We start from the raw sequence: 23638 nt of genomic DNA, 5'->3' as shown, positions 1-23638 counted from the left end.
CCTCAGGCAGAGGGATCGGGGGCTGTCACCGGCACTTCCAGCGTCAGGCAGGTGCCTTCGCTGCCGGTGACGATGGTCAGCGCCCCGCCGAGATTGCGCGCGCGCGTTTCCATGCTGGTGAGCCCCCGCCCGCGCCGGTAGCCTTCGGGCAGGCCTGTGCCATTGTCGCTGATCGTGATGCGGATCGGCCCCTGCGCGCCCGCGCTTCCTGCCACCGCAATCCGCCGCGCGCGCGAATGGCGCATCGCATTGGTCACGGCTTCCTGCAGGATACGCAGCAGTTGCAAGGTCGGGCGCGGGCCAAGGTCGAGGCTCTCGTCCACCTCGGCCACGAAATCGAGCGCGATCCCGGCCGCCTCGACCTGCGGGCGGACGCGGTGTTCGAAGGAACGCATGGTTTCGGCAAGGCCTTCTTCCGCCGAATCCATCGAATCGACGATCAGCCGCAAGTCGGCGATGCTGGCCTGAAGCCCCTGTTCGACCTCGACCGGCGACGCGCCCCCGCCCCTCACCTGCATCATCAGCCCGAGCAGCTGCCCGCCGATCCCGTCATGCATATCGCGCACGATCCGCTGGCGTTCCACCAGCATCACCTCGCGCTGAAGCAGCTGCTTTTGTGCTTCGTAGCTGGCTTCGAGCTTGGCGTTCTGCTCGGTCAGCTGGGCGGCGAGGATTTCGTTCGATCGCACCACGGTGCGCCGTGCCTCGCTCGCCTGCCGGGCAAGCGACAGGATCATCGACAGGCCCAGCGGAACGCCGACGATGGGCGACCACGGCAGGGTCAGCGGCAGCGATGCATCGAACAGCGAGTGGAGTTCAAAGATGCTCCCCAGCCGGTCGAGGATGAAGAAACAGAAGCTGACGGTGAGCACCATCCGCTCGAACCACGCGGCCATGCCGCCGCGCGCGGCTGCCAGCGCCAGCAGAAGGGCGGCCAGCGCGCACAGGGCGCTGACGAACCAGAACGAGGCCTTGACGGTCGCGGCAATCAGCGCCGGCGCGCTGGCAGGCTCCAGATGACCCCATGCCATGGGCACCGCCACCAGCACCGGCAGCGCCAGCCAAGCCCAACGCAGCGCCCGTTCTGGCACAAGCGTCACGGCCCCATCACTCTGGGCATAGTGGATGGCCGCCAGACCGATCCCTGCGCTGCTCAGGACATAAAGCCCGATCGTGATGGCAAAGGGCCAGGTCGGCGGAATGTAGGATAGAACGGCAGTCGATGCGGCGCTGAGGCCCAGCAGCAGCATGATCGCGTTGATCCGTGGCCGATCTTCGCGCGGCCACACCACTACCGCGCAAAGCAGCACGGTGAACAGCTGGAGCGCGATCCCGGCCAGCGGCAGATCGAGCAGCATGAAGGTGCGCCAGCGGTGCGCGCGGGCGAGCGCGTCGGCATCGCCGATGGCGAAGGTGGGGAAGTCGTTGACGGTGCCGGTGACGCGCACGTCGAGCTCCAGCAGGTTAGCCCCCTTGCGCAGCGCAGCGGGCGGCAAGGGCACGAAATGCGGGCCGACATTGACGCTGCCCTGCTGGCGCGAGACGGTCACTTCGGGCTGGGCGATCATCCCATTGAGCCGCACCTCCGCCACATCATCGCGCAGCGACATATAAAAGCCGGTGGGCGCTTGCGGATCGGCGACATCGAAGGGAATGGCAAAGCGCGCATAGGCCGCCCCCGGCACCAGCGGCGCATAATAGCCCTGCTGTTTCTGGCGCTTGGCGGTGAAGACCTCCCCGCCCGCGATCACCTTGCGGTTTTCATCGAGCGCGGTGAAGGTGATCTCGCCGCGCGGATCGATTTCGTCCGGGCGGGTGATCCGCTCGGCAAAGTCGACCAGCGGCCAGAACAGCATTTGCGAGAACAGCAGGAACAGCGCGGCCAACAGCCAGCTGCGCATCCTTGGCGACAGGTTCATTCAGCCCCCTCCCGAATAGCCCCATGACAGCCAATCGACCCGAGGCTGTCCGGGGTCGCGCCCCATGTCAATCCGGCACCGCCCGGTAGGTCTGGAGCCATTGATGCAGAGGTATGCCGAAACAGGACGGCATTTCCACCGCATCGACCATTTCGAACGCCGTGCCGGTCCACGTCCAGCGCCGCCGCCAGCCGCACAGCCGCCCGGCATAGGCGGTAATCATCCCGCTCGCCGGATCGAAGGCGCTATCGGGCAGCACCGGCGGCAAGGCAGCGCGGCCCTGTTCGGGGCGGGGGAAAGTGAAGGTCGCCACGCCCTTGCCCGGTGTCTCGATCAGCCACAGACGGCGCGGTGCATCCGGATTGCCCGAACAGCCCAATGACCAGAGAAATTGCCCGCTTGCCAGCCGCCAGCGCGCGCGGAAGGGATCGGGGCCGTCAAGATCGACATCCGGGCAAAGCCTCGCCTGTTCGACGAACAGCGCGGCGTTGACGGCAGGCACGGCGTTGTCGGCGGCCTCCTCGCCGCGCGTCACCTTCACCTCTGGCAGGCGCGGCGCGGGCGGGACGGTGGAGGCCGGGCGCGGCCCCTTGGCGAAGATCGCCGTCACCGTCTCGCGGCGTTCCTGCACCTCGTCGATGAAGCGCAGGGCGGCGGTCATCCCGGCGGTGGTGATGATCCCGTGCATCTCGCCATCGGCAAAGCGGGTCGCGGCGTGGCTGGTGGTGGTGCTTTCGGCAAGGAAGGTCGCGACATAAGGCGGCGCAAGTTCATAGCGGCCCGGCTCCAGCGCGATCAGAGGATAGGCGGGGCCAACGCATTCGCCGTCGCAGTCCCTGAGCACGTGGAGCAGCACCGGCCCCGGCCCAGCGCCCGCCTCTCCCCAGGTGGTGGTGTCGAGGAAGACGCGCACCGGCTCGTCCGGCCCGGCGCGGCGCTTCACCCACAGGCGCGGCTGGGCGTAATCGCCCGGATCATTGGCCTCGACGCGGGCGACAAACGCGCGCGAGATGCTGACCGCCGTGCATTCGCGCGCATTGTCGCAGGCGACCGACCAGTCGGAAAACTCGGTGACCTCGGGCGCGGTCCAGTCTCCGGGGGCGGAATCCTCCGCGCGTGCAGTGCTGGCCGCCAGCACCAGAGCCAGGGCCGCAAGGCTGGCTCTAGCCATGCCACCAGCGCCTGCGCCAGCCGATCGCGGCAAACACCGCCGACAGGATCAGCGACACGGCGATGCCGGGATAGAAGGGCGAGGGATCGAACGCCTCCACCTCGGTCACCAGCACCGGGCTTTCGCTATCCCACGGGGTGTTCACCACGGTCAGCATATCGCCGACCTTGGCCGCATCATACACCTCTTGCGAGACCCACATGATCCCCTGATGGGCCGAATCTGTCATCGGATCACCGGTCAGCGCCGGGGCGGTGGGCAGATCGCTCTCCTTCACCTTCGCCGGGTAATCGGCATAGGCGACGGTCGATTTGGGCACATGGCGCACGGTCAGCACCCACAGGTCGGTCTCGGTCGTATAGCCTGAACTGCGGCGCCGCAGGCCCGAATGTTGGGTGGTGAGGCTGTCCTTGGCCTTGTCGACCACCAGCGCCCGCGAGACCACGCCCTGATTGCGCAGCTTGTCGTTGGCGGACTGTTCCTCCTGCATCCGCATGAAGAACACGAAGGCGATGATCAGCGCGAGCGCCGCCATCAGCTTGAAACACAGGCCAATCCATGGCCGGGCACGGGCGTTCACGGCATTCCCCCCTTGTATCTACGATCGGGGCTGCCCTACCCCCTCGGGCGAGGGGGGCGCATCCCCTCCATCTGAGGGGGTTTGCCCGGCATATCGCCAGCTGGTGGGCGACCAGACGCGCGGCCAGAAATCATAGGGCACGACGCGGCAGCGGTCATAACGGCGGTTGAGGATCATCGCGAAGCCTGTCCCCGCCCAGCCGAACCTGACCCAATGCCCGCAATCGATCCGCCCGCCCCTGCCGGGCAGTTGCAGCACCAGCAGCCCGTCTTCGCCGACCCCGGCATAGTCATGCCGCCGCACCGCCCCGTCGGTTTCGCGGATCTCGAAGTGCCGCGCCTCGCCGCCATCGGGGTGGAGGAAGATGTGGTGGCCATCGGGACATTCGGCGACCCACAGCCGGTGCGCAGGGCCGATGCGATAGACGAAGGGCCGGTTGGCGAGCGCGCTCGCCCCGCAGGCCGCCTCGACCGGCTCGGGCGCGGGATAGGTCTCGCTGTCCTCGTCCGGAGCGCCGCGATGGACGGTATAGTGGTATTCCTGAAGCCACGCGCTGCGTTCGGCCGGGGTCAGGGGATCGGTGGCGGGGTGTTGCAACCGCTCCATCCGGCGCAGCAGCCGGACAAGATTGCCGCGCGGCATCCGGGCGATCACCCGCTCGCCATTATGCACCGCTGCGCCCGGCCATGCCTGAAGCGCGGCGATGATGGCGGCGGCAGCCTCGGGCGAGGCGCGGTAGGCCCCGTCAGGCTCCATCGGCCCCAGCCCCAGCGGCAGCGCGCGCCGCCCCCGCAGCCGTCCGCGCGGGATCAACCGCCAGTAGTCCTCGGGCGGGGGCACGGCGAGCGCGCCGGTTGAATCGAGAAACGCCAGCCGCAGCTTGAAGGGCGCGTCCCGCGCGATGCCGCGGCTGATCATCACCACGGTGCGCACCCCGATGTGGTTGCGCGGCGGTGTCACCACACCGATGATCTGGCAGAAGGCCGCCCCATCGCATTGCAGCGTCCAGTCCCCGGCGTTCACCGGCGTGTCGAGCTGGCGCAGATAGCGCGGCATTTCGGGCGGGGCGGGGGTTTCGGCCCGCAGCGGGGCAGCAGCGGCCAGCAGCGTCAGCAGCAGCGCCAGCAGGAAAATGGGCGAGACCGGTGGCGAGGTCACTTGTGCCACTGGTCTCGCCCGTCCGGTGCCGGTTTGGGTCAAGGATTGGCCCCGGACTCTGCGCAAGGGGGGCTTGCGTCAGAATGCAATGCTGATGCCCGCCTGCACAGCATGGCGATCGGTCTTGCCGATCTCGCCGCGATAGCCGAGGCTGAAGATCGCGCCGCTGCTGGTGGTGTAATCCAGCGCCAGACCGCCGATCGCCTGGGCGGTGTCGCGGGTATCGCCTTGCAGGACGATGCCGGCATTGCTCACCGCGAAGGTCACCGGGATCGGCCGATCACCCTGCAGCGCGAGATAGCGCCCGCCCAGATCGACCCTGAGATCGAGCCCCGACGCGTTCTCCTCGGCCCCGACATTGCCATCCCACAGCCGCGTGGTCGCGGTGAGGCGGCCCACGCCTTCGACCGATTCGGTGGCAATATTCCCAAGCCGCAGGCGCAGCGGGCTGGTGCCGCTTTCGGTGTAGCCGTCCTGCTCCTGCCGCACCACGCTGCCGCGGGCGTTGACGGCGAAGTTCCACCCGCCCGTCTCGCCAAGCGGCACGCCGGCTTCGGCGAAGAAGGCGACGATATCGCTCTCGGTCTCGCCGCTGACGCTGCCCGAAAAGCCGTTGAAGCTGACATTGCGCAAGGTCGCCTGATCGACATTGCCGAGCACCATGCCAACGCCCAGCGTGATGTCGTCGGTGCCATAGCGCAGGTTGAGGCTGCCCAGCGTGTGGGTCTGATCGCCGCCGCCGCCATTGCTGCCCAGCTCGATGTCGCCCTTGGCCCAGCCCAGCGCCCCGCCGAGGGTGAAGTTGCCCCCCATATCGAGGTTGATCCCGCCGCTGATCCCGCGGGTTTCGTGATCATAGGCCAGCGTCGTGCCCGATGCGCTGCGGCTGCCCCAGGCGCCGAAGCCGCTCAGCCACACGCGGTTGCCCCGGCCATGGCGCGCGTCGACAACGCCCAGCGTGTCGATGAAGGCGAAGGCCGTGTCCGCCGCCGCCAGCGCCTGCGCATTGAAGGTCGAAGGCCGCGCCGTCACCACCGAAGGCGCCATCTGTCCGGTGTTGGCGGTATAGAAAACCGCCAGCGGCAGCTGCGCGCCGACAGTCTCGATGGTGCTGAAGGTGCCGGTCACGCTGCCGCCAGTGCGCAGGAAGGTGCCCCCCTGCCCCTCGGCCCCGCCAATCCCGACAAAGCGGATCGTCCCGCCGTTGAGCACCGCATTGCCGGTGACGTCGAGCAGGTCGATATTGCCGTTGGCGTCGAACTCCACCTCCAGCACGCCGGTTGCATTGTGGGTATAGTTGCCCTGCACCGTCAGCGTGCCGATGCTGTTGCCCGGCGCGACCGTGCCGTTGTTGACGAGGTTGCCAATGATCCGCCCCGTGCCGTCGAGCGTGGCCCCGGCAGCGACGGTTGCGTTGGTGGTCGCCACGGTGTTGATCCGGGTGCGCCCGGCCTGCAAGGCGAGCGCGCCGATGGTGAAGTTGCTGGCGAAGGTCAGTTGTCCTGCGCCCAGCTTGGTGAACGTCCCCGCCCCTGACAGGCCATTGCTGAAGGTCGCGGCGGCGGCATTGGTGTAGTCGAGGCTCGCCCCGCTGCCGATGCTCACCGTCCCGGTGCCGAGCGCCCCGTTGCCGCTTACCGCCAGGACCCCGGCCTGGATCGCGATCCCGCCGCTATGGGTGTTGGTGCCGGTGAGGCTCGACGTGCCAGCGCTGGTCTTGATGATCCGCCCTGCGCCCGACACGTTGTTGGCCAGCTGGATGTCGCCGATCGCGAGCTCCGCTCCGCTGGCGATGGTCACCGCGCCAGTGCCCAGCGCATCGCCGAAGTTGAGGCCGAGGCGACCGGCGTTGATCGTGGTGCCGCCGCTGTAGGTGTTCCCTTGCGCGTTCATCACCACCGTGCCGCTACCATCCTTCACTAGCGCGCCCGCGCCACTGAGGACATTGTTCAGCGCGACATTGTTCGCCCCGCTGTAGTCGACGATCAGTTGCGTGCCGCTCGCCATCTGCACCCCGCCGGTGCCGAGCGATGCCGGGTTGGTGACGCGCACCGCGCCCTGCTGGATATCGGTCCCGCCCGAATAGGCGTTGTTGCCGGTGAGGGTCGCGGTGTTGTTGGCGGTCTTGATGACTTGCCCCGCGCCGACGATGGCATTGGCGACATTGACCCCGCCGATCCCGAGGATCGCGCCCTGCTGGATCGTGATGGTGCCGGTGCCGAGGCCCATGCCGTCATTCAGCCCGAGCCGCCCGGCGCTGATCAGCGTGCCGCCGGTAAAGCTGTTGGCGTTGTTCATCACGAGCAGGCCAGTGCCGGTCTTGGTCAGCCCGCCCGCGCCGCTGATCGGGGTGTTGCTGACTTCGGTCGCGGCATTGTCGAACACCAGCCGGGTGCCCGCCGCGGTCGTCACCGGCCCGCCGCCGATCGCGGCCGCGCTGTTCACGATCACCCGCCCGCCGACAATGTCGACCCCGCCGGTCAGGCCATTGGACAGCAGCGTCAGATCGCCGCTATCGGACTTGCGCAGGATCCCTGCCCCCGTGACATTCTGGCTGAGGGTCTGTGCGCCGGCAATCGACAGGTCGAGCGCCGCGCCCGCCTGCACCGTGATCGCCCCGGTGCCGAGCACGCCCACATCGGTCACCCGGATCGCGCCCTGCTGGATATCGGTGCCGCCCGAATAGGTGTTGGCACCCGTCATGAAAACCGTGCCGGTTCCGGTCTTCACCACCTTGCCGCTGCCATAGACCACGGTGGCAAGGTTGGTGCTCCCCGCGGTGTCGAGTTGCAGCGTGCCGAGCGTGTTGATGAACACGCCCCCGGGGCTGGTGCCGATGTTCTGGTCGCCCGCAATCTGCAGAGTGCCATTCTGGATCGCGATGTTCCCGCCGAACTGCGAGCCATTGCCCGTCAGCGTGATCCGGCCCGCACCCGCCTTCTCGAAATTGCCCGCACCGGTCAGGCTCGCGGCCATCACCGAATCCGCGGTCGCATTGATGTAGACGGCCGTGCCGCTATTGATCTGCAAGGTACCGCTGCCCAGCGCATTGCCGTTGGTGACGAGCATATCGCCGTCTTCGACGAGAATGGTTCCGACAAAGCCGATATTGTTGCCGTTCAGTTCGACGGTGTTGCTCGCAGTCTTGCGGACGAGGCCGCCGCCGGTGAGGTCATTGTTCAGAATGATCCCGCCGACGCCCAGCTCCGCGCCCGCATCAATCTGGATCGCACCGGTGCCCAGCGCCAAGCCGTCGTTGAGGCCGAGGCGGCCTTCGCGGATGATGGTGCCGCCGGTGTAGGTGCTGACGAGGTCCATTACCACATCGCCGTTGCCCTCCTTGATGAAGGAGCCCGCACCGGTGAGGAAGGTGGTGGTCTGCAGCAGCTGGCCCGAGCCATTGTAGTTGAGGATCAGGCTGCCGCCCGCATTGGCGATGACCTGCCCGGTGCCGAGCCGCGCGAAGCTGTCGACGCGGATCGCGCCGGTATCGATCAGCGTGCCGCCGGTGTAGGTGTTGGTGCCGGTCAGTTCGAGCACGCCGCCGCTGGTCTTGGCGAGCACCAGCCCGCCAGTAAGGTCGTTGGCCAGCGCCTGATAGGCGCCATTGTCGAATTGCAGGATGACCCCACCCGTGGTGCTGGTGACCGCGCCGGTACCCAGCGCGCCGGCAGTCGTCACGCGCAGGCTGCCGCTGCGGATGTCGATGCCGCCGCTGAAGCTGTTCGCTCCGCTGAGGTCGCCGGTGCCAACCCCGGTATAGATCAGATTTCCGATGCCCGCGATGTTGTTGGCAAGATCGAAATCGCTCCAGGAGATCGTCCCGTTGTTGATGATGCCGCCGGTGCCGACTGCACCCGCTTGCCCCAGAGCCGCAGTCGTGCCGCCGCTGATCACGACCGCACCCGAGTACCCGGTGCCGTCACCGCCGAAGGTGATCGTGTTGCCCGAGGAATCGACATTGAGCCGGCCGCTGCCGGTCAGCGTGTTATTGAAGCTGGCCGATGCGGTGTAGGCAAGCGTGAGCTCGCCGAACTGGCCGATATCAACCGTGCTGTTTGCAACCCCCAGCGCAGCGCCGCTGGTCACCGTGACACTGCCGCCCTGCACATTGAACTGGACCGCGTCGGCATTGCTGCCGGTCAGGGTGATGGCGGTGTTGGGGTTGATGTTGATGACCTCGAACCCGACCGTGTCGTGGATCCACATCCCGTCATCATTGATACTGAAGGTGTCGGTGCCCGCGCCGCCATTGAACAGGGCGATACCGGAAGCTTGAGTGGAGATGTTCGCGGCCCCGCCGATGGCGATGCTGTCATCCCCGTCACCCAGCGCGATGGCGAGCCCATCGCTCGGCGCGACGAAGAAGCCGTCGATCACCACGTTCTGGTTCCCGGTGCCTCCGGTGATCAGATATTGTCCGTTGCCGCCGGTCGTGAAAAGGCCGCCGCCCGCAAAGATCACGATGCTGTTCTGCTGACCCGCGAGCGCCGAGATGGTCGTCTGGCCGGGATTCTGGGTGACTTGCGATCCGGACAGGAAAAGCAGCTGCGAATTCGCGCCGCTGATATTGACGATCGAACCATTCGAAACGGCGCCGCTCCCGTAGAGCATCGTGTTTCCGGTGCCGTTCAGGGCGATTTGCGACCCGTTCAGGATCGCGCCGTTGCGAACCTGAACGGCATTGCTGTTGCCCGTGACGGTGATGTTGGCGCCCGACACGTTGGTCCCCGGACCATTGGTATCCACGTTGACGCCATCGGCGTTCACCGTGATGACCGGCCCGTTCACGCTGCCCGTGCACGAGACGATCGTGCTGTCAGTAGTGATGTTGTTCAATGGCTGCGTCGGGGTCGGCACACACTGCGCCTGCGCCTCGCTCGCGAGGGTCATCGACAGGAACGAGGCGGACGCCAGCAAGGCGGCGTGGGCGATACGGCGACGGGTAACAGGCATGGAAACTCCCCTCCAGGGTGCTGATTTCCATGTCGCTTTCGGCCCCGCGGGCGGTTTGGCATATCCCCACAGAGGAGGGGGGTGGGGGGAAGTTTCCCCCTTCCGGCTACTCCCGGTCGATGCGGATCAGCTTCGCCTGGATCGCCTCGAACACCGCCTCGCCGCGCGATTTGACGTGCAGCTTGCGGTAGATGCCCTGCACATATTCGGCGACCGTGTAGGGCGAAAGGTTCATCACCCGTGCGGCTTCCTTGCGGGAGAGGCCGCGCGCGAGATATTCGAGCAGCTCGCGCTCGCGCGGGGAGAGGTGGGGGGCGTCGGGCTCGGAGGTTTCGGCCACCGGCTCATCGCGAACGAGGCTCAGCAGATGGCTCGCCGCGCGCGCGCTGATCGGGGTCTCGCCCGCCAGCGTCGCGCGCACATGGGCGAGCACCATGTCGGCGCTGGTGTCCTTGAGGATATAGCCATCCGCCCCGGCCTTGAGCGTGCCCAGCACGCTCGCGCGGTCTTCGAACACAGTGAAGACCAGCACCTTGCAGGCAGGCACACGCGCGCGGATCGCCTCGATCACCCGGATCCCGCTGCCATCGGGCAGGCCGAGATCGAGCAGCGCCAGATCGGGCAGCAGATCGACCAGCGGCAGGCCGTCGGCAAGGCAGCCGGCATCGCCGACCACGGCAATCTCGGGCGCAGCGGCCAGCGCGTCGATGGCGTAGGTGCGCAGGCGTTCGTCATCCTCGACAATGATGACGCGGGCCGCCCTGCCCGGTCCGGGGTCAGTGGCAACATCATCCTGCTCGCCGTGCGCCATCATCATGTCCATCTTGCTTGCAACCCATGTTATGATCTTATCGGCAAGGCGCTTCAACCGGCGCCAATACTCAGCCAAGTCCGGCAAGGCCCTTCCTCGCCTCTGCGATATTGTCGGCCAGCTGATCGGCGTCCGCACCGACCCGGATGGCATCGTCGTAATGCCTGAGCGCCGCCGCGTAGTCCTTTTCGAGATGGTAGCACACGCCCACCTGTTCGAGCGCCGTGGCGAGTTCGGACGGGTGGTCGCGCGCGATGGCAAGCCACGCCTCGCGCCCCATGGTCAGTTCATTCGCCAGCACCAGCTTGATCGCCGCCTTGGTGCGCTGGCCGAGCGCGGCGTTCTCAGGATCATTGCCCAGCGCCCGGTCGAACAGCTGGAGATAGAGCTGCGTCTTCTCCGCCGCCTCGGCTGCCTCGCGCGCGGCGCGCCGGTCGGCCTTGGCCTGCGCCTTGGCCGCTCGCTCTTCGGCCGAGCCGCCGCCGAACAAGGTGCTCCAGAAACCCATCTGCCTGTCCTTTCTGATCTCCCGATGAACAGACCACAGCCGGCCGGGCGCGGCACCCCCGCCAGATGGGGGGATGGTGAGCGCGGGGGTGCTGGCGCAGACAACCCATCCGTCAATCACGGGAGGGTCTTGATGCGACGCCACATTTGTCTGCTTGCCGCGCTGGGCGGCACCATGCTCGCCGGAGCGCAGCTTTCGGCGCAGGATCCGTTCAAGCGGTTCGAGGAGGCGCGCAGCAAGCTGCCCGGTGCCAGCGGCGACCAGAGCGCCCGGCCGACCCGCCGTCCGCTGCCCGTTCCGGCGGCGGACAAGCCGTCCACGACCGCGAGCACCGGCGCCGGTGCGATACAAGATCAGGGCGTTCACAACGCCGTCCACGCTGCGCATCAGAGCCAGATCGTCTTCCTGCGCAAGGATCTGGGCATCGGCGCAATCACCGAGGCCGATATCGTCAGCGATTTCACGCTCGGCCAGCCGATGTTCTTCCGCGTCTTCACCCAGACATCTGCGGTCAATGCCATTGCTGCGGCCAACGGGATGGCAGCGAGCGCGGTCTATGCCGACGGGGTGCGTTACAAGGCACGCTTCACGGTTGCCGGACAGGTCTTCGAAACCACGATGTTCCCGTGGGGCAACCCGGGCGATCACAAGACCTGGACCACCTGGCGCGGACAGTTCATCAACACGATTGGCGCGCAGCTGACCCCGGGTACGGACGTGTTCATGGAAATGCTGTCGAAGGCCACCGCGATCGGGCTGCTGAAACCCGGCACGCACACCATCACGATGGAGGTGATCCCTGAAACCGCGATCGGGAATGACCAGTTCATCGCCGCAGGGGTGGTCGCCTCGGGGCGTTTCAACCTCACCGTTCCGGCGAACGCCTTCACCCCCGGCAACACCGCCATCTGCAACACCAAGCGCGGGGCCACGGCGAGCGCAGCGCTGGAGTCGCGGGCCTTGTCCGAGGCTCGGCGTATTTCGAGCAATCCGGACATGACGATCCTGCGCGCGGTCGGCATTGGCGAGAACTGGGATGTCGAGCGCAACGAGATCACCGGCATCCCGACCGAGCGCGAAACCACCGTCGCCATTCTGGCGCGCGGCGCGAAATACTGCACCGCCAATGTCCATTATTTCTACGAGGACTACATGGGCGGCGGCACCTTCGGCACTTCGACCGCCAGCATTTCGATCAACCCGGCCAGCCAACGCTATATCCCCTGCGGCTGCCTCGGCTGACACCGCATCTTCACAAGGAAACCAGCATGAAACACGCAATTGCCACCCTGCCCCTGATCGCCATTCTCGCCGCCTGCGGGCAGGCCGATGGCGAGCTCAATCCGGGCAACTGGAAGAACACCATGGCGATGACCAAGTTCGAGATTCCGGGCGCGCCGCCCGAAGTCGCCGAGCGCGCCAAGGCGATGCTTGGCCAGAGCCAGACCACCGAAGCCTGCATGAGCCCCGAGGAAGCCAAGGCCGGGGTGCGCACCATGTCGAGCGGGATGCAGCAGGGCGACTGCACGATGGAGGATTTCAAGCAGGGCGGCGGCACCATGTCGGGGACGATGGTGTGCAAGGGCATGACCGGCATCGGCGCGCCGAAAATGGCGATGACGGGCACCTATACCCCCGACAAGGTCACAATGGTGATGTCGGGTGAAGTCACCGACGACAAGCTGCCGGGCGGCAAGGCCAATATGGAAATGAGCCTGACCAGCGAACGCATCGGCGAATGCAAGGGGTGATGCGCCAGCGGACGAGCCGCAGCGCAGCCGCCGTGCTGGCCGCGCTGGCGCTGGCTCTCCCGGTGGCCGCCAAGCCGCCCGCAGACCGCCCCGTGATGGTCGGCGGGCAGCAGGACATCGACGCCTGCCCCAGCGTGGCCGTGATCGTCCCCTTGCGCGAAGGCGGCGACGGCTTTGTCGCGGTGCGCGCCGCGCCCAGCCTCAAGGCGCGCAGGCTCTACAAGCTGCTGCCGGGACAGGAAGTGCTGCTGTGCGCGACCAGCGCCGACGGGCAGTGGGTGGGCATCATCTACCCCGAGCCCCTGGGCGGCCCAGACGTATCCGAATGCCGGGTCTCGATGCCGATTGCCGGCAAGGCCCACGCCTATGACGGCCCGTGCCGGTCAGGCTGGGTCGCGCGCCGGCTGCTGACGGTTATCGCAGGCTAAGCCGCCGCCGCCAGCCGCATCAGGTTGGCGACCGCCGCAGGCCCGGTGGCGCGCAGTTCCTGCAAGATGGCCACCCGCGCCGCATCGCTGCGGTCGATCCCGGCGGCGATCTTGCCGAACCCGTCGAGACGGCTCTGCCTGATCCACGCCCCCAGCTTTTCGTCGGTGAACCACGTCCCCTGGTTCATGATGTTGACGATGTTGGTGGTGAGGTAGCTCTTGAGGTCTTGCGGGAAAGGCACGGTCCGGCACAGCGCGTTCTTGGCCGCATCGTCATCGGGGTAATGCGCCTCAACGAAAGCGATCAACGCCGCCGAGAAGCACGGCTGCGGGACGCGCACCAGCTGCGGGATGATCCGCTCGCCCTGAAAGATCGGCACGGCAGGCCGCGGCTCGACCGCAGAGGCGGTGCAATCGACATAGAGCGCACCCGCCAGCGCCGGTTCGCTACCCTCTTCCAGCAGGATCGCATCGGGGGTGATCGCTGTCACCCGGCCCTTGCGCACGACATTGGTCACGCGCCGCAGTTCGGCCACCTCGCCCCGCGAGATCGTGGCGTAGTGGAACATGGTGGGCGTCACGTCCGGGTCGATCCGCAGCATCACGCCTGCCGCTTCCAGCCGCGCGAAGATGTCCTCGGGCGAGGTGCCTTGCGCGAAGGCCTGCATCTGGGCGAGCTGGCGGCCGAACACATCGTCGAAGAACTCCTCACCCGGCTGGGTGCCGGTGCGGTCAATCAGCCAGCTGTCGCGCGGCTTGATCCACTGGATCGCATCCGCCGGGGTGCCCATGGCGAGCAGCCAGCCGATCGCATCCATCGCGGTCTTGCCCGCACCCAGCACCACGAAGCGATCGGGGCGCTCGGGCGCCAGCCACAGGCGGGGCAGCGCGCCGGGGGGAACCATGCGCACGCCTTCAGCCACAGCGAAGCGCGGGGTGTGGTTGGCCGGGATCACCGGGGCATTGTGCGCGCTGTATACCACCTTGCGCCGCACCGTGATCGCCGTCGCTTCGCCCGACATCAGCGATACCGCGCGGCCATCATCATGCCATTCGTGCATCGGCAGATAGGTCACCTGCCCCGACGGCAGCAGCTTCTGCCGCATCACCCTGTCGTAATAGCCGCTCACCTCGGGGCCTGATGCCAGCTCGTAAAGCCCGGCATTGACCCCGTGCGTGTCCTTGCGGTTCTCGCCCAGCGGCAGCGAGTTCACCCCGTAGAAGGCCGAGGGCTGGTGCAGCGCGACAAAGCCGTAAGCGTCGTTCCAGTGCCCCCCGGGGCGCGACTGGCGGTCGATGATCGTCACATGGGCATCGCTTTCGGCGATCATCGTGTCGGCAAAGGCCATCCCCACTGCGCCCGCGCCGATGATCAGATAGTCGGTTGCGATGGTGGTCATGACATTCCCCAAGGTGATGAAGTCCATCCGGGCCGCCGCCTTTAACGCGGCTTGCGATTCGGCGGAGCGCGACGGTTTACAATGTAAATTTACACTGTAAGATGAAACCGTCAACCCAGCTTGCGAAAGGCCCTCCGTGTCCCGCCCCCTCTCCGACGCTGATCTTGCGCGCTTCAAGGAGCGGGTGTGCGATGTCGCCGCCGCCCTGTTTGCCGAGCGCGGGGCCGAGAACGTCTCGATGCGCCAGATTGCCGCCGCGCTGGAGGTCAGCCCGATGACCCCCTATCGCTACTTCGCCAGCCGCGAGGAAATCCTCACCGCAGTGCGCATCCGCGGGTTCGAGACCTTCGCCGCCCGGCTCGAGGCCGCCCATGCCGACACGCCGGGCGATGGCACGGCCAAGGCCGTCGCGATGGGCCGCGCCTATATCGGCTTCGCGCTCGCCAACGCGCACACCTATCGCCTGATGTTCGGCCTCACCCAGCAGGACGACGCGGCCGACGGCCCGCTGGGACGCGCCGTGGCGCGGGCGCGCGCGACGCTATCGGTGATCGGCGACCGGTTGATTGCACGCGGCATCCCCGAAGCCGAGGCGCGCGCGACCGAGGGGCTGATCTGGTCGGCGCTGCACGGCGCGGTCGGGCTGGAGCTGGCCGGCACCATGCCCCCCGGCTCGGCGCAGGACACCCTCACCCTGCTCGCCCGCACGCTCGGGCGCGCGGGCTAGAAGCCCATCGCCAACCCGAACTGGAACTGCCGCGGCGGGGCGGCATTGCGCTGCACGAAACCCGCACCCCCGCCGAACTGGATCTGGTTCGAGGTCGTTGCCGCATTGGCAAAGCCGCTCTGGTTGTTGGCGTTGAAGATGTTGAACACATCCGCGCTCAGCGTGATCCGCCCGCCCAGCACCGGCAGGGCATAGCGCGCGCCAAAGTCCACCGTCGCCGACCACGGCAGACGCGCCGAATTGCGCGTCTCGCCGGGGTAGCGATCCGAATTTCCGAGGTAATTCTCGCCAAAGCTCGCCCCGTCGCCGTTCAGATCCTGCGTGCCGAAAATGCGCGCATCGGGCACCAGATTGACCGGCTGGCCCGACTGGAACAGCCCGGCCAAGGTCAGCGTCAGACCATCTGCCGGGTAGAGATACCCCACCGCCGAGATAACGTGCCGCCGGTCATTAGCCGACGGCCCCCATTCGCTGGCAAAGTCGTTGCTGTTGGCGCTGCGGAAATTGATGTCGTCGGTATCGTTCCTGAGCCGCGAGAGCGTGTAGCTGACGCGGAAGGCGTAATCATCCTGCCCCCGCGCCTTGATCGCTTGCAGGATCAGCGCGAGATATTCCGCCTCGCCTGCGGTTTCGGACACGGTGATCTGCCGCGCGCCGCCCGGCACCAGCGCAATCGGGCGCGTGGCATCGGCGGCGGCCTGTGATCGCACCAGCCCGAGGCTCTGCGCCAGCACCAGCCGCGCGGCGTTATCAGGCAAGGCACGCAAGGCGGCGATGTTCGCGTCGGTGAGATTTGCAAGATTGGGCGTGAAGGGCGCAGGCGCGTTCAGGTCGCGCAGCCGCACCAGATTGTGCGAGCGGCTGTAGAGCGCATCGACCGACAGGGTCAGGTTGCCTGTTGCGGCATATTGATAGCCGCCGCTCACCTGCACGCTCCATGGGTTGTCATAGCCGGTGGTGCTGAGGATGCGCCCCTCGCCCAAGGTCGCCGTATCGCGCAAGGCCTGCACCTGCGCCGGGCTTGGGCAGGCGCTGACCGTGGCACAGGGGGGCGATGCGGTGAGGTTACCGGCGAAGGTGATGTCGGCCAGATCGACTCCCGCCGGAATGGCCCCGCGCGCCTGCAACTGCGCCAGCTGGCTCAGGAACCCGGCCGAGGTGGTGTTGCGCTGCAATGCGTCCGAGACGACCGCATAGCTCAGCTTGCCGGTGAAGATCCCCGCCCCGAACCGCACGGACGATCGCGCATCGGGCTGCCAGTTCAAGGCAAAGCGGGGCGCGATGTTGTCGCTATCGCCATCACCGCCACCGCGCTCGGTCAGGGTATCGTAATCCCAGCGCAGGCCCAGCGTGGCGGTGACATTGGGTGCAAGGCTCCATTCGTCTTCGAGGTAGAGCGCAATCAAGGTCTGCCTTGTCCCGAAGCTCTGCGGGCGCAGTTCGACCGCATAATTGGCAACCGCCGGATTGAGCGCCAGCACGTCCTCGGCCGTCAGTCCCAACCCGCGCGGTGACAGGCTGGCGAGTTGCGCGCTCGTCAGATCGACGGTGAAGTTGCCATCAGGGTTGCCCCCGCCCAGCAAGGCGAAGTCCGACGCGATCACATCGCCGCCCACCCGCAGCCGGTGTGCGCCAAGATCGCGCTGGAGGCGGTGGGTGGTCTGCCAGGTCTCTTCCAGACTGTCGAACACATAGCCCGGATGCCCGACCAAGCCTGCCACCAGCCCCGATGGCGCGCGGATCGTCACCTGCGGCCCCGGCCCGCCGATCGCCTCGCCATAGTCCCAGCGGAAGCGGCTGTATTGCAGCGCCCCGTCATAGCTCCACGCATCGCCGGCATAGCTGGCGGTGGCAGCGACCAACGTCGAATTGCGATCCTGCTGCGATCCGGCTGACGGGAAGGTCGCATTGCCCCCGCCCAGCGCGCCGCCGGGCCGGTCGATGGTGACGCGCCCGATATTGGCGCGCAGGCCCAGCGTCCAATCCGCCGTCAGCCGGTGATCGAGCCGCAGCGAGGCGAGCTGGAACTGGTTGTTGCCGGTGACGTCATCGACAATCCCCAACAAGGGCGCATCGACCACCTGCGTGTTGCGATCACGGGTGTATTCGTAATTGGCATAGAAGAAGGTGCGATCCCGCGCGATCGGCCCGCCAATCGCAAAGCCCGCCTGATAGCGTTCGAAGCTCTCGCCCACAGGGTTGCCCGACAGGTCGCGGCGGGGGAAAGGCGACTGGGAGTCGAGCGGCCTGCCGGGTCGAACCAAGGCATAGGCCTCTCCGGTAAAGCTATTGCTGCCCGATGGGGTGGTATAATTCACGATCCCGTTCGCAGTGCGCCCATAGGCGGCGGAATAGGAGTTCGCCAGCACGGTCACTTCGCGGGTGAAACCCAGCGGCACGGGGAATTTGATCCCGCCCAAAAAGTTCTCGTTATTGTCGAGCCCGTCGATCAGGTAATTGGTGTCGAGGCCGTTGGAGCCGTTGATCGAAATGGACGGCGCTTCGGGGAAGAACCCGGTCGAAGGGACGACATTGGGCAGGCGGATCAGCGCGCTGAGCACATCGCGCCCTTCGATCGGCAGCGCCACCAGCTGTTCACGCCCCAGCGATGCGGAAATTTCGGCATTGGCGGTGTTGAGCGCGGTAATCGCGCGCGCGGCGGTGACGGTAATCTCGCTGGCAGCGGCAGGGGCGAGTTGCAGCGTCACGCTGCGGGCAAAGTTGGCGCGCAGTTCGACGGGCTGCGCGGCCAGCGCGGCATGGCCTGCGCCGGCGGGGATCGAGACCTGATACTCGCCCGCCGTGGTCAGGCCTTCGACCTGCGCCCGCCCGCGCGCATCGGTGCGCACTTCGCGGGTCAGGCCGATCGCGGGGTTGGCGATAACCACGGTCGCATCGGCAACCGGCGCGCCGGTCTCGTCCACCACCGCGATCGTCAGGCCCGCCTGCTGCGCCATTGCGGGCTGCGCGCCGAGCACCAGCCCCGCACCCAGCGCGCTCGACCAGAGGGCGGCCCGCAGGACAGTCATGTTCATCGAATTCCCCTTCTTGCCAGCGACCTTGCTGCGCCGGGCATCATTCGCTGGCATCGCCCCCGGGGTTTCACCGCAAGCCGAAATTGCTGCACCGCCGCCCCCGACTGATTGCGCCTCAACCCTGTGACAGAGCCGCCGGGGGCCGGTCAATCACGCGTGCCACTTGGCCGGGGGCCGTGGCCTGTTCGTCGATAAAGTCACGCGCTTCGTCGGTGGCATCGCCCATCCCTCGCCATCGCGGGTCTAGGACATGGCGCGACGCGGGGCGCGATGTCACAGGCGGCATGGATTGTGTCGGCAGTCAGACCAAAGGGTTTGACCTGTCGGCAGGCTGTCGACCAGTTTGCCCCGCTACAAGGCAATTGCCGGCAAGGCTTCGGATCACCCGGAGCGCTGCGCCGGCCCGGTCGGGGAGAATTCGCGTGGACAGACGGGACTTTTTGGCGCTCAGCACCTTCTTTACAGGCGCTGCGCTATCGCCCTCGATCTTCGGCAAGGCGATTGCTGCCGAACAATTGCAGGACGGCATCGACATCGCCGTGAAGAAGCGCCTCGCCGATGCGGCGCTGGCGGCGGCGACCGACGCGGGGGCGTCTTACTGTGACGTGCGCGTCGGCCGCTATCTGCGCCAGTTCGTCATCACCCGCGAACGCAATGTCGAGAACATCGTCAACACCGAGTCGACCGGCACCGGGGTGCGCGTGATCGCTGACGGGGCATGGGGCTTTGCCGCGACCAACGTGATGACCGAGGACGCGGTTGCCGCTGCTGCCCGGCAGGCGACCGCCATCGCCAAGGCCAACGCCCGGATTCAGACCACCGCCGTCCAGCTCGCCCCCACCCCCGGCGTGGGCGAGGTCAGCTGGCGCACGCCGATCAAGAAGAACGCGATGGAAGTTCCCATCGCCGACAAGGTCGCGCTGCTGATGGATGTGAACGATTCGGCGCTCAATGCCGGCGCCAGCTTCGTCAATTCGCTGCTGTTCCTCGTCAACGAGCAGAAATATTTCGCCTCGACCGATGGTTCCTACATCGATCAGGACGTGCACCGCATCTGGGCGCCGACCACCGTCACCGCGGTCGACACCACCACCGGCAAGTTCCGCTCGCGCGAGGGGCTCTCGGCGCCGATGGGGCTCGGCTATGAATACCTGGACGGGCGCGCCGAAGACAAGTTCGTGCTGCCCAACGGGCTGACCACTTACGGCATGTCCTACGACATGAAGGAAGACGCGATCGCCGCGGCCCGGGACGCGCAGGCCAAGCTCAAGGCGCCTTCGGTCAAGCCGGGCAAGTATGATCTGGTGCTCGACCCCAACCACCTCGGCCTCACCATCCACGAAAGCGTCGGTCACCCGCTCGAGCTCGACCGCGTGCTGGGCTACGAAGCGAACTACGCCGGCACCAGCTTTGCCACGATCGACAAGCGCGATGCCGCGTTCAAATACGGCAGCGAGATCGTCAACCTGTTCGCCGACAAGACCCAGGTCGGCAGCCTCGGCGCGGTCGGCTATGACGACGAAGGCGTGAAGTGCAAGCGCTGGGATCTGGTCAAGGACGGCATCCTGGTCGACTACCAGACCATCCGCGATCAGGCGCATATCGTCGGCAAGACCGAAAGCGACGGCTGCTGCTACGCCGACAGCTGGTCGAGCGTGCAGTTCCAGCGCATGGCGAACGTCAGCCTTGCCCCCGGCAAGACCCCGATGACCCCCGCCGACATGATCGCAGGGGTCGAAAACGGCATCTACATCGCCGGGCGCGGTTCCTTCTCGATCGACCAGCAGCGCTACAACGCGCAGTTCGGCGGCACGGTGTTCTACGAGATCAAGAACGGCAAGCTTGGCCCCATGATCGAGGATGTCGCCTACCAGATGCGCACGCCTGAATTCTGGGGATCGTGCTCGGCGATCTGTGACGAGAGCGATTACCGGATGTTCGGCTCGTTCTTCGACGGCAAGGGCCAACCGAGCCAGATTTCGGCGGTGAGCCACGGCTCCTCGACCACCCGTTTCGACGGCATCAACGTCATCAACACCGCCCGGTCGCTGGGTTGAGCTTCGCGCGAGGAGAGACTGACATGAGCATTCTGACTGAAGCGCAGGCCAAGGCCATTCTCGACAAGGTGATCGCCCTGTCGACCGCCGACAACACCAGCGCGGTGCTGAGCGGCGGGATCGGCGGCAACGTCCGCTTTGCGCGCAACGACATCTCGACGTCGGGTATCGTCGATGACGTGCAGCTGGCGGTCGAGGTCGCCTATGGCAAGCGCGTGGGCACCGCCTCGATCAACCAGTTCGACGATGCCAGCCTTGAACGGGTGGTGCGCCGGGCCGAGGATCTGGCCAAGCTGGCCCCGGAAAACCCCGAATATATGCCCCCCGTGGCCAAACAGACCTACACCGCGACCGACACCTACAGCGAAGCCACCGCCGCGCTGACCGCCGAAGCCCGCGCGAAGATCGCCGAAGCCTCGATCCTGCCGTGCAGGGAACAGGGGCTGATCGCCGCAGGCTTCCTCGAAGACGGGCACACCTTCTTTGCCCATGCCAATTCGAACGGCAATTTCGGCTATCAGAAATCGACCATCGCCGATTACACCTGCACCGTGCGTACCGAGGACGGGCGCGGGTCGGGCTGGGTCGCGAGCAACGTCAAGGACATCGCCAGCCTTGATGCGGGCGACGATGTGCAGATCGCGATGCGCAAGGCGGCCGCCTCGGTCGATGCGCAGGCGCTGGAGCCGGGCAAGTACACCGTCATCCTCGAACCGGCGGCGGCATCTGGGCTTATCAGCTTCATGATGAACTTCTTCGATGCGCGCTCGGCCGATGAAGGGCGCAGCTTCCTCTCCAAGCAGGGCGGCGGCAACAAGATCGGCGAGCAGATCATGGACCCGCGGGTGATGATCTACACCGATCCCGCCAACCCCACCGTGCCTGCCATGCCGTGGGACGGCGACGGGCTGCCGCGCCAGAAGACTATGATCATCGACGGCGGCAAGGTCGCCAACCTGCAATACAGCCGCTACTGGGCGAACAAGCAGGGCAAGCCCGAAACCGCCGGATGGGGCAACACCATCATGGAAGGCGGCACCAAATCGACCTCGGAACTGATTGCAGGCACCGAACGCGGCATTCTGGTGACCCGCACCTGGTATATCCGCATGGTCGATCCGCAGACCGTGCTGCTCACCGGCCTCACCCGCGACGGCACCTTCTACATCGAGAACGGCCAGCTGAAGTATCCGATCAAGAACTTCCGCTTCAACGAAAGCCCGGTGATCATGCTCAACAACATCGAGGAACTCGGCCGGTCGGTGCGGGTTGAGGATGGCAGCATGATGGTTCCGGCGATGAAGCTCAGGGACTTCACCTTCACCTCGCTGTCGGACGCTGTCTGACACCAAAGAACGGGCAGGCGCGGGCCAGATGAGCCACCAAGGCACAACCCGCGCCGGTTTTCTAAGGCTGCTGACCGGCGCGCTCGCGGCTGCGGCCTTGCCGGGCACCCGCGCCGCCGCACAATCGCGCCCCGGCAGCCCCGGGGCGGCGGGCTATGATTTCTGGTTCACCCGGCTCAAGTACAACTCGGGCGACTGGGACGTCGATCAGCGGATGCCGGCCAACCTCATTACCTCGCTGATCGACTACACCACTCTCAAGGTCGATCCCAAGGAACACGTGATCGACCTTGCCGATCCCCGGATGCTCGCCGCGCCGTTCTGCTATCTCGCCGGGCACAAGGCGGTCGAATTCTCCGCCGCCGAACGCCGCAATTTCGAACGCTACGTGAGGAACGGCGGGTTCGTGTTCGTCGATGACTGCAACCACGACATCGACGGGCTGTTCGCCAAGTCCTTCGAGGCGCAGGTGGCGAGCATCTTCGGCGCGGACGCCCTGAAGAAACTGCCCAACACCCACCCGCTCTATTCGAGCTTCTTCAAGTTCGACGGCCCGCCCGCGACCTCCTTTGAACTGAACGGCTGGGGCGATGACCTCATTCACGATTACCTCAAGGGCATTACCATCAACGGCCGTCTGGGGCTGCTCTACAGCAACAAGGATTACGGCTGCGAATGGGATTACGACTGGCGCAACAAGCGCTTCCTGGCGGAAGACAACACCCGCTTCGGGGTGAACATCATCATGTATGCGCTCAGCAATTGAAGGGTTGAAAGCAGGTGAGTGAGGATACAGCGGCACAGAGCGCCGCAATCGAACAGCGCACGGCCCGCATCGGCGATCTGAAGCGCGCGATCGCCACCGCGATTGTCGGGCAGGAGGATGTGGTCGAACAATTGCTGATCGGCCTGCTGGCGGGCGGGCATTGTCTGCTCGAAGGCGTGCCCGGCCTCGGCAAGACGCTGCTGGTGCGCACGCTGGGCGAAGCGCTGCGGCTCGATTTCCGCCGCGTCCAGTTCACCCCCGACCTGATGCCGAGCGACATTCTCGGCACGGAACTGCTGGAGGAAGACCACGGCACCGGCCACCGCAGCTTCCGGTTCCAGAAGGGCCCGGTTTTCACCAACCTGCTGCTGGCCGACGAACTCAACCGCACGCCCCCCAAGACGCAGGCCGCGCTGCTGGAGGCGATGCAGGAAAAGACCGTCAGCTATGGCGGGCAGACCTATCAGCTGCCCCGCCCCTTCTTCGTGCTGGCGACCCAGAACCCGCTCGAACAGGCGGGCACCTATCCCCTGCCCGAAGCCCAGCTTGACCGCTTCCTGCTGCTGGTGCGGGTCGGCTATCCGACCGCGGCGGAAGAGCGCGACATTCTCGCCCGCACCACCGGCAGCGCGGGCGATGAGGTGCCTTGCGTGATGGCGGCAGAGGATGTGCTGGCGTTGCAGGCGATGGTGCGCGAGGTTTACCTGTCGGGCGACCTGCTCGAATGGATCACCACCTTGGTGCGCGCGAGCCGGCCCGGCGATGCACAGGCGCCCGCCGATGTCGCCACCTATGTGCGCTGGGGTGCAGGCCCGCGCGCAGGCCAGGCGCTGGTGCTGTGCGCCAAGGCGCGCGCGCTGCTCCACGGCAGGCTCGCCGCCACGCGCGAGGATATTGCCGCGCTCGCCGCCCCCGTGCTGCGCCACCGCCTGCTGCTCTCCTTCGCTGCCGAGGCCGAGGGCAAGAGCACCGACGATATCGTCGCAAGCCTGCTCGCCCACCTGCCGCCGCCAACGGCCTAGGCC

At 66.6% G+C, this 23638-nt stretch carries 17 protein-coding genes; 8 read left to right on the top strand and 9 right to left on the bottom strand.

What is annotated here, in order from left to right; all coding sequences use genetic code 11:
* Window positions 1-2: 2 nt before the first annotated feature.
* The 7 genes from PS060_RS09525 to PS060_RS09495 form a co-directional block, all read right to left on the bottom strand.
* Complete coding sequence (locus tag PS060_RS09525; protein WP_273982715.1) at window positions 3-1919, bottom strand: sensor histidine kinase; 1917 nt, start codon at window positions 1917-1919, stop codon at window positions 3-5.
* 67 nt (window positions 1920-1986) lie between these two features.
* Window positions 1987-3090: a DUF1176 domain-containing protein gene (locus tag PS060_RS09520; RefSeq protein ID WP_273982714.1), complete on the bottom strand. Its 1104-nt coding sequence runs from the start codon at window positions 3088-3090 to the stop codon at window positions 1987-1989.
* Window positions 3083-3670, bottom strand: a complete 588-nt coding sequence (locus PS060_RS09515) for a hypothetical protein (RefSeq protein WP_273982713.1) — start codon at window positions 3668-3670, stop codon at window positions 3083-3085. The genes PS060_RS09520 and PS060_RS09515 overlap by 8 nt, the downstream gene beginning before the upstream one ends.
* Window positions 3671-3688: 18 nt before the next feature.
* Window positions 3689-4837 carry a hypothetical protein gene (locus PS060_RS09510; protein ID WP_273982712.1) on the bottom strand — a complete coding sequence of 383 codons (1149 nt, stop codon included), beginning with the start codon at window positions 4835-4837 and terminating at the stop codon, window positions 3689-3691.
* A gap of 69 nt (window positions 4838-4906) precedes the next feature.
* Entirely contained in the window at window positions 4907-9784 is a 4878-nt protein-coding gene (locus PS060_RS09505; RefSeq protein WP_273982710.1) for an autotransporter-associated beta strand repeat-containing protein, read from the bottom strand.
* Window positions 9785-9890: 106 nt separating this feature from the next.
* Window positions 9891-10607, bottom strand: coding sequence for a response regulator (locus PS060_RS09500; RefSeq protein ID WP_273982708.1), 717 nt, complete (start codon window positions 10605-10607; stop codon window positions 9891-9893).
* A gap of 58 nt (window positions 10608-10665) precedes the next feature.
* Window positions 10666-11103 carry a hypothetical protein gene (locus PS060_RS09495; RefSeq protein ID WP_273982706.1) on the bottom strand — a complete coding sequence of 146 codons (438 nt, stop codon included), beginning with the start codon at window positions 11101-11103 and terminating at the stop codon, window positions 10666-10668.
* 132 nt (window positions 11104-11235) lie between these two features.
* Between PS060_RS09495 and PS060_RS09490 the strand changes: the two genes are divergently transcribed.
* Genes PS060_RS09490 through PS060_RS09480 form a run of 3 tightly spaced genes read left to right on the top strand, consistent with a single transcriptional unit; the run spans window position 11236 to window position 13282 of the window.
* On the top strand, window positions 11236-12345 hold the full coding sequence (locus tag PS060_RS09490; protein WP_273982705.1) for a hypothetical protein: 1110 nt from the start codon (window positions 11236-11238) through the stop codon (window positions 12343-12345).
* 26 nt (window positions 12346-12371) lie between these two features.
* The gene (locus PS060_RS09485) at window positions 12372-12854 is read left to right on the top strand and encodes a DUF3617 domain-containing protein (RefSeq protein WP_273982703.1); all 483 of its coding nucleotides are present in this window, start codon (window positions 12372-12374) and stop codon (window positions 12852-12854) included.
* Window positions 12854-13282 (top strand): hypothetical protein, encoded by a 429-nt coding sequence (locus PS060_RS09480; protein WP_273982702.1) that lies wholly within the window; start codon window positions 12854-12856, stop codon window positions 13280-13282. Before PS060_RS09485 ends, PS060_RS09480 begins: the two co-directional genes overlap by 1 nt.
* Here PS060_RS09480 and PS060_RS09475 read toward each other — a convergent pair.
* Window positions 13279-14709, bottom strand: a complete 1431-nt coding sequence (locus tag PS060_RS09475) for an NAD(P)-binding protein (RefSeq protein ID WP_273982700.1) — start codon at window positions 14707-14709, stop codon at window positions 13279-13281. The two genes, PS060_RS09480 and PS060_RS09475, sit on opposite strands and share 4 nt — an antisense overlap.
* A gap of 109 nt (window positions 14710-14818) precedes the next feature.
* On the opposite strand from PS060_RS09475, the gene PS060_RS09470 reads away from it, so the two are divergent.
* The gene (locus tag PS060_RS09470; protein WP_273982698.1) at window positions 14819-15409 is read left to right on the top strand and encodes a TetR/AcrR family transcriptional regulator; all 591 of its coding nucleotides are present in this window, start codon (window positions 14819-14821) and stop codon (window positions 15407-15409) included.
* On the opposite strand, the gene PS060_RS09465 is transcribed toward PS060_RS09470, so the two are convergent.
* Window positions 15406-18444 (bottom strand): TonB-dependent receptor, encoded by a 3039-nt coding sequence (locus PS060_RS09465; protein ID WP_273982696.1) that lies wholly within the window; start codon window positions 18442-18444, stop codon window positions 15406-15408. The genes PS060_RS09470 and PS060_RS09465 overlap by 4 nt on opposite strands.
* 422 nt (window positions 18445-18866) lie before the next feature.
* Between PS060_RS09465 and PS060_RS09460 the strand changes: the two genes are divergently transcribed.
* From PS060_RS09460 to PS060_RS09445, 4 genes are read left to right on the top strand one after another with little or no spacing between them, the layout of a single operon-like run.
* Entirely contained in the window at window positions 18867-20501 is a 1635-nt protein-coding gene (locus PS060_RS09460; RefSeq protein ID WP_273982695.1) for a TldD/PmbA family protein, read from the top strand.
* 23 nt (window positions 20502-20524) lie between these two features.
* Window positions 20525-21847 carry a TldD/PmbA family protein gene (locus PS060_RS09455; protein ID WP_273982693.1) on the top strand — a complete coding sequence of 441 codons (1323 nt, stop codon included), beginning with the start codon at window positions 20525-20527 and terminating at the stop codon, window positions 21845-21847.
* A gap of 28 nt (window positions 21848-21875) precedes the next feature.
* Window positions 21876-22613, top strand: a complete 738-nt coding sequence (locus PS060_RS09450; RefSeq protein ID WP_273982692.1) for a DUF4159 domain-containing protein — start codon at window positions 21876-21878, stop codon at window positions 22611-22613.
* 14 nt (window positions 22614-22627) lie between these two features.
* Entirely contained in the window at window positions 22628-23635 is a 1008-nt protein-coding gene (locus PS060_RS09445) for an AAA family ATPase (RefSeq protein WP_273982690.1), read from the top strand.
* Window positions 23636-23638 lie beyond the last annotated feature (3 nt).

Source organism: Erythrobacter sp. BLCC-B19, assembly GCF_028621955.1.
Classification (GTDB): Bacteria; Pseudomonadota; Alphaproteobacteria; order Sphingomonadales; family Sphingomonadaceae; genus Erythrobacter.
The sequence above is the reverse complement of the archived record's forward strand: the minus strand, read 5'-3'. Positions and strand labels throughout refer to the sequence as shown.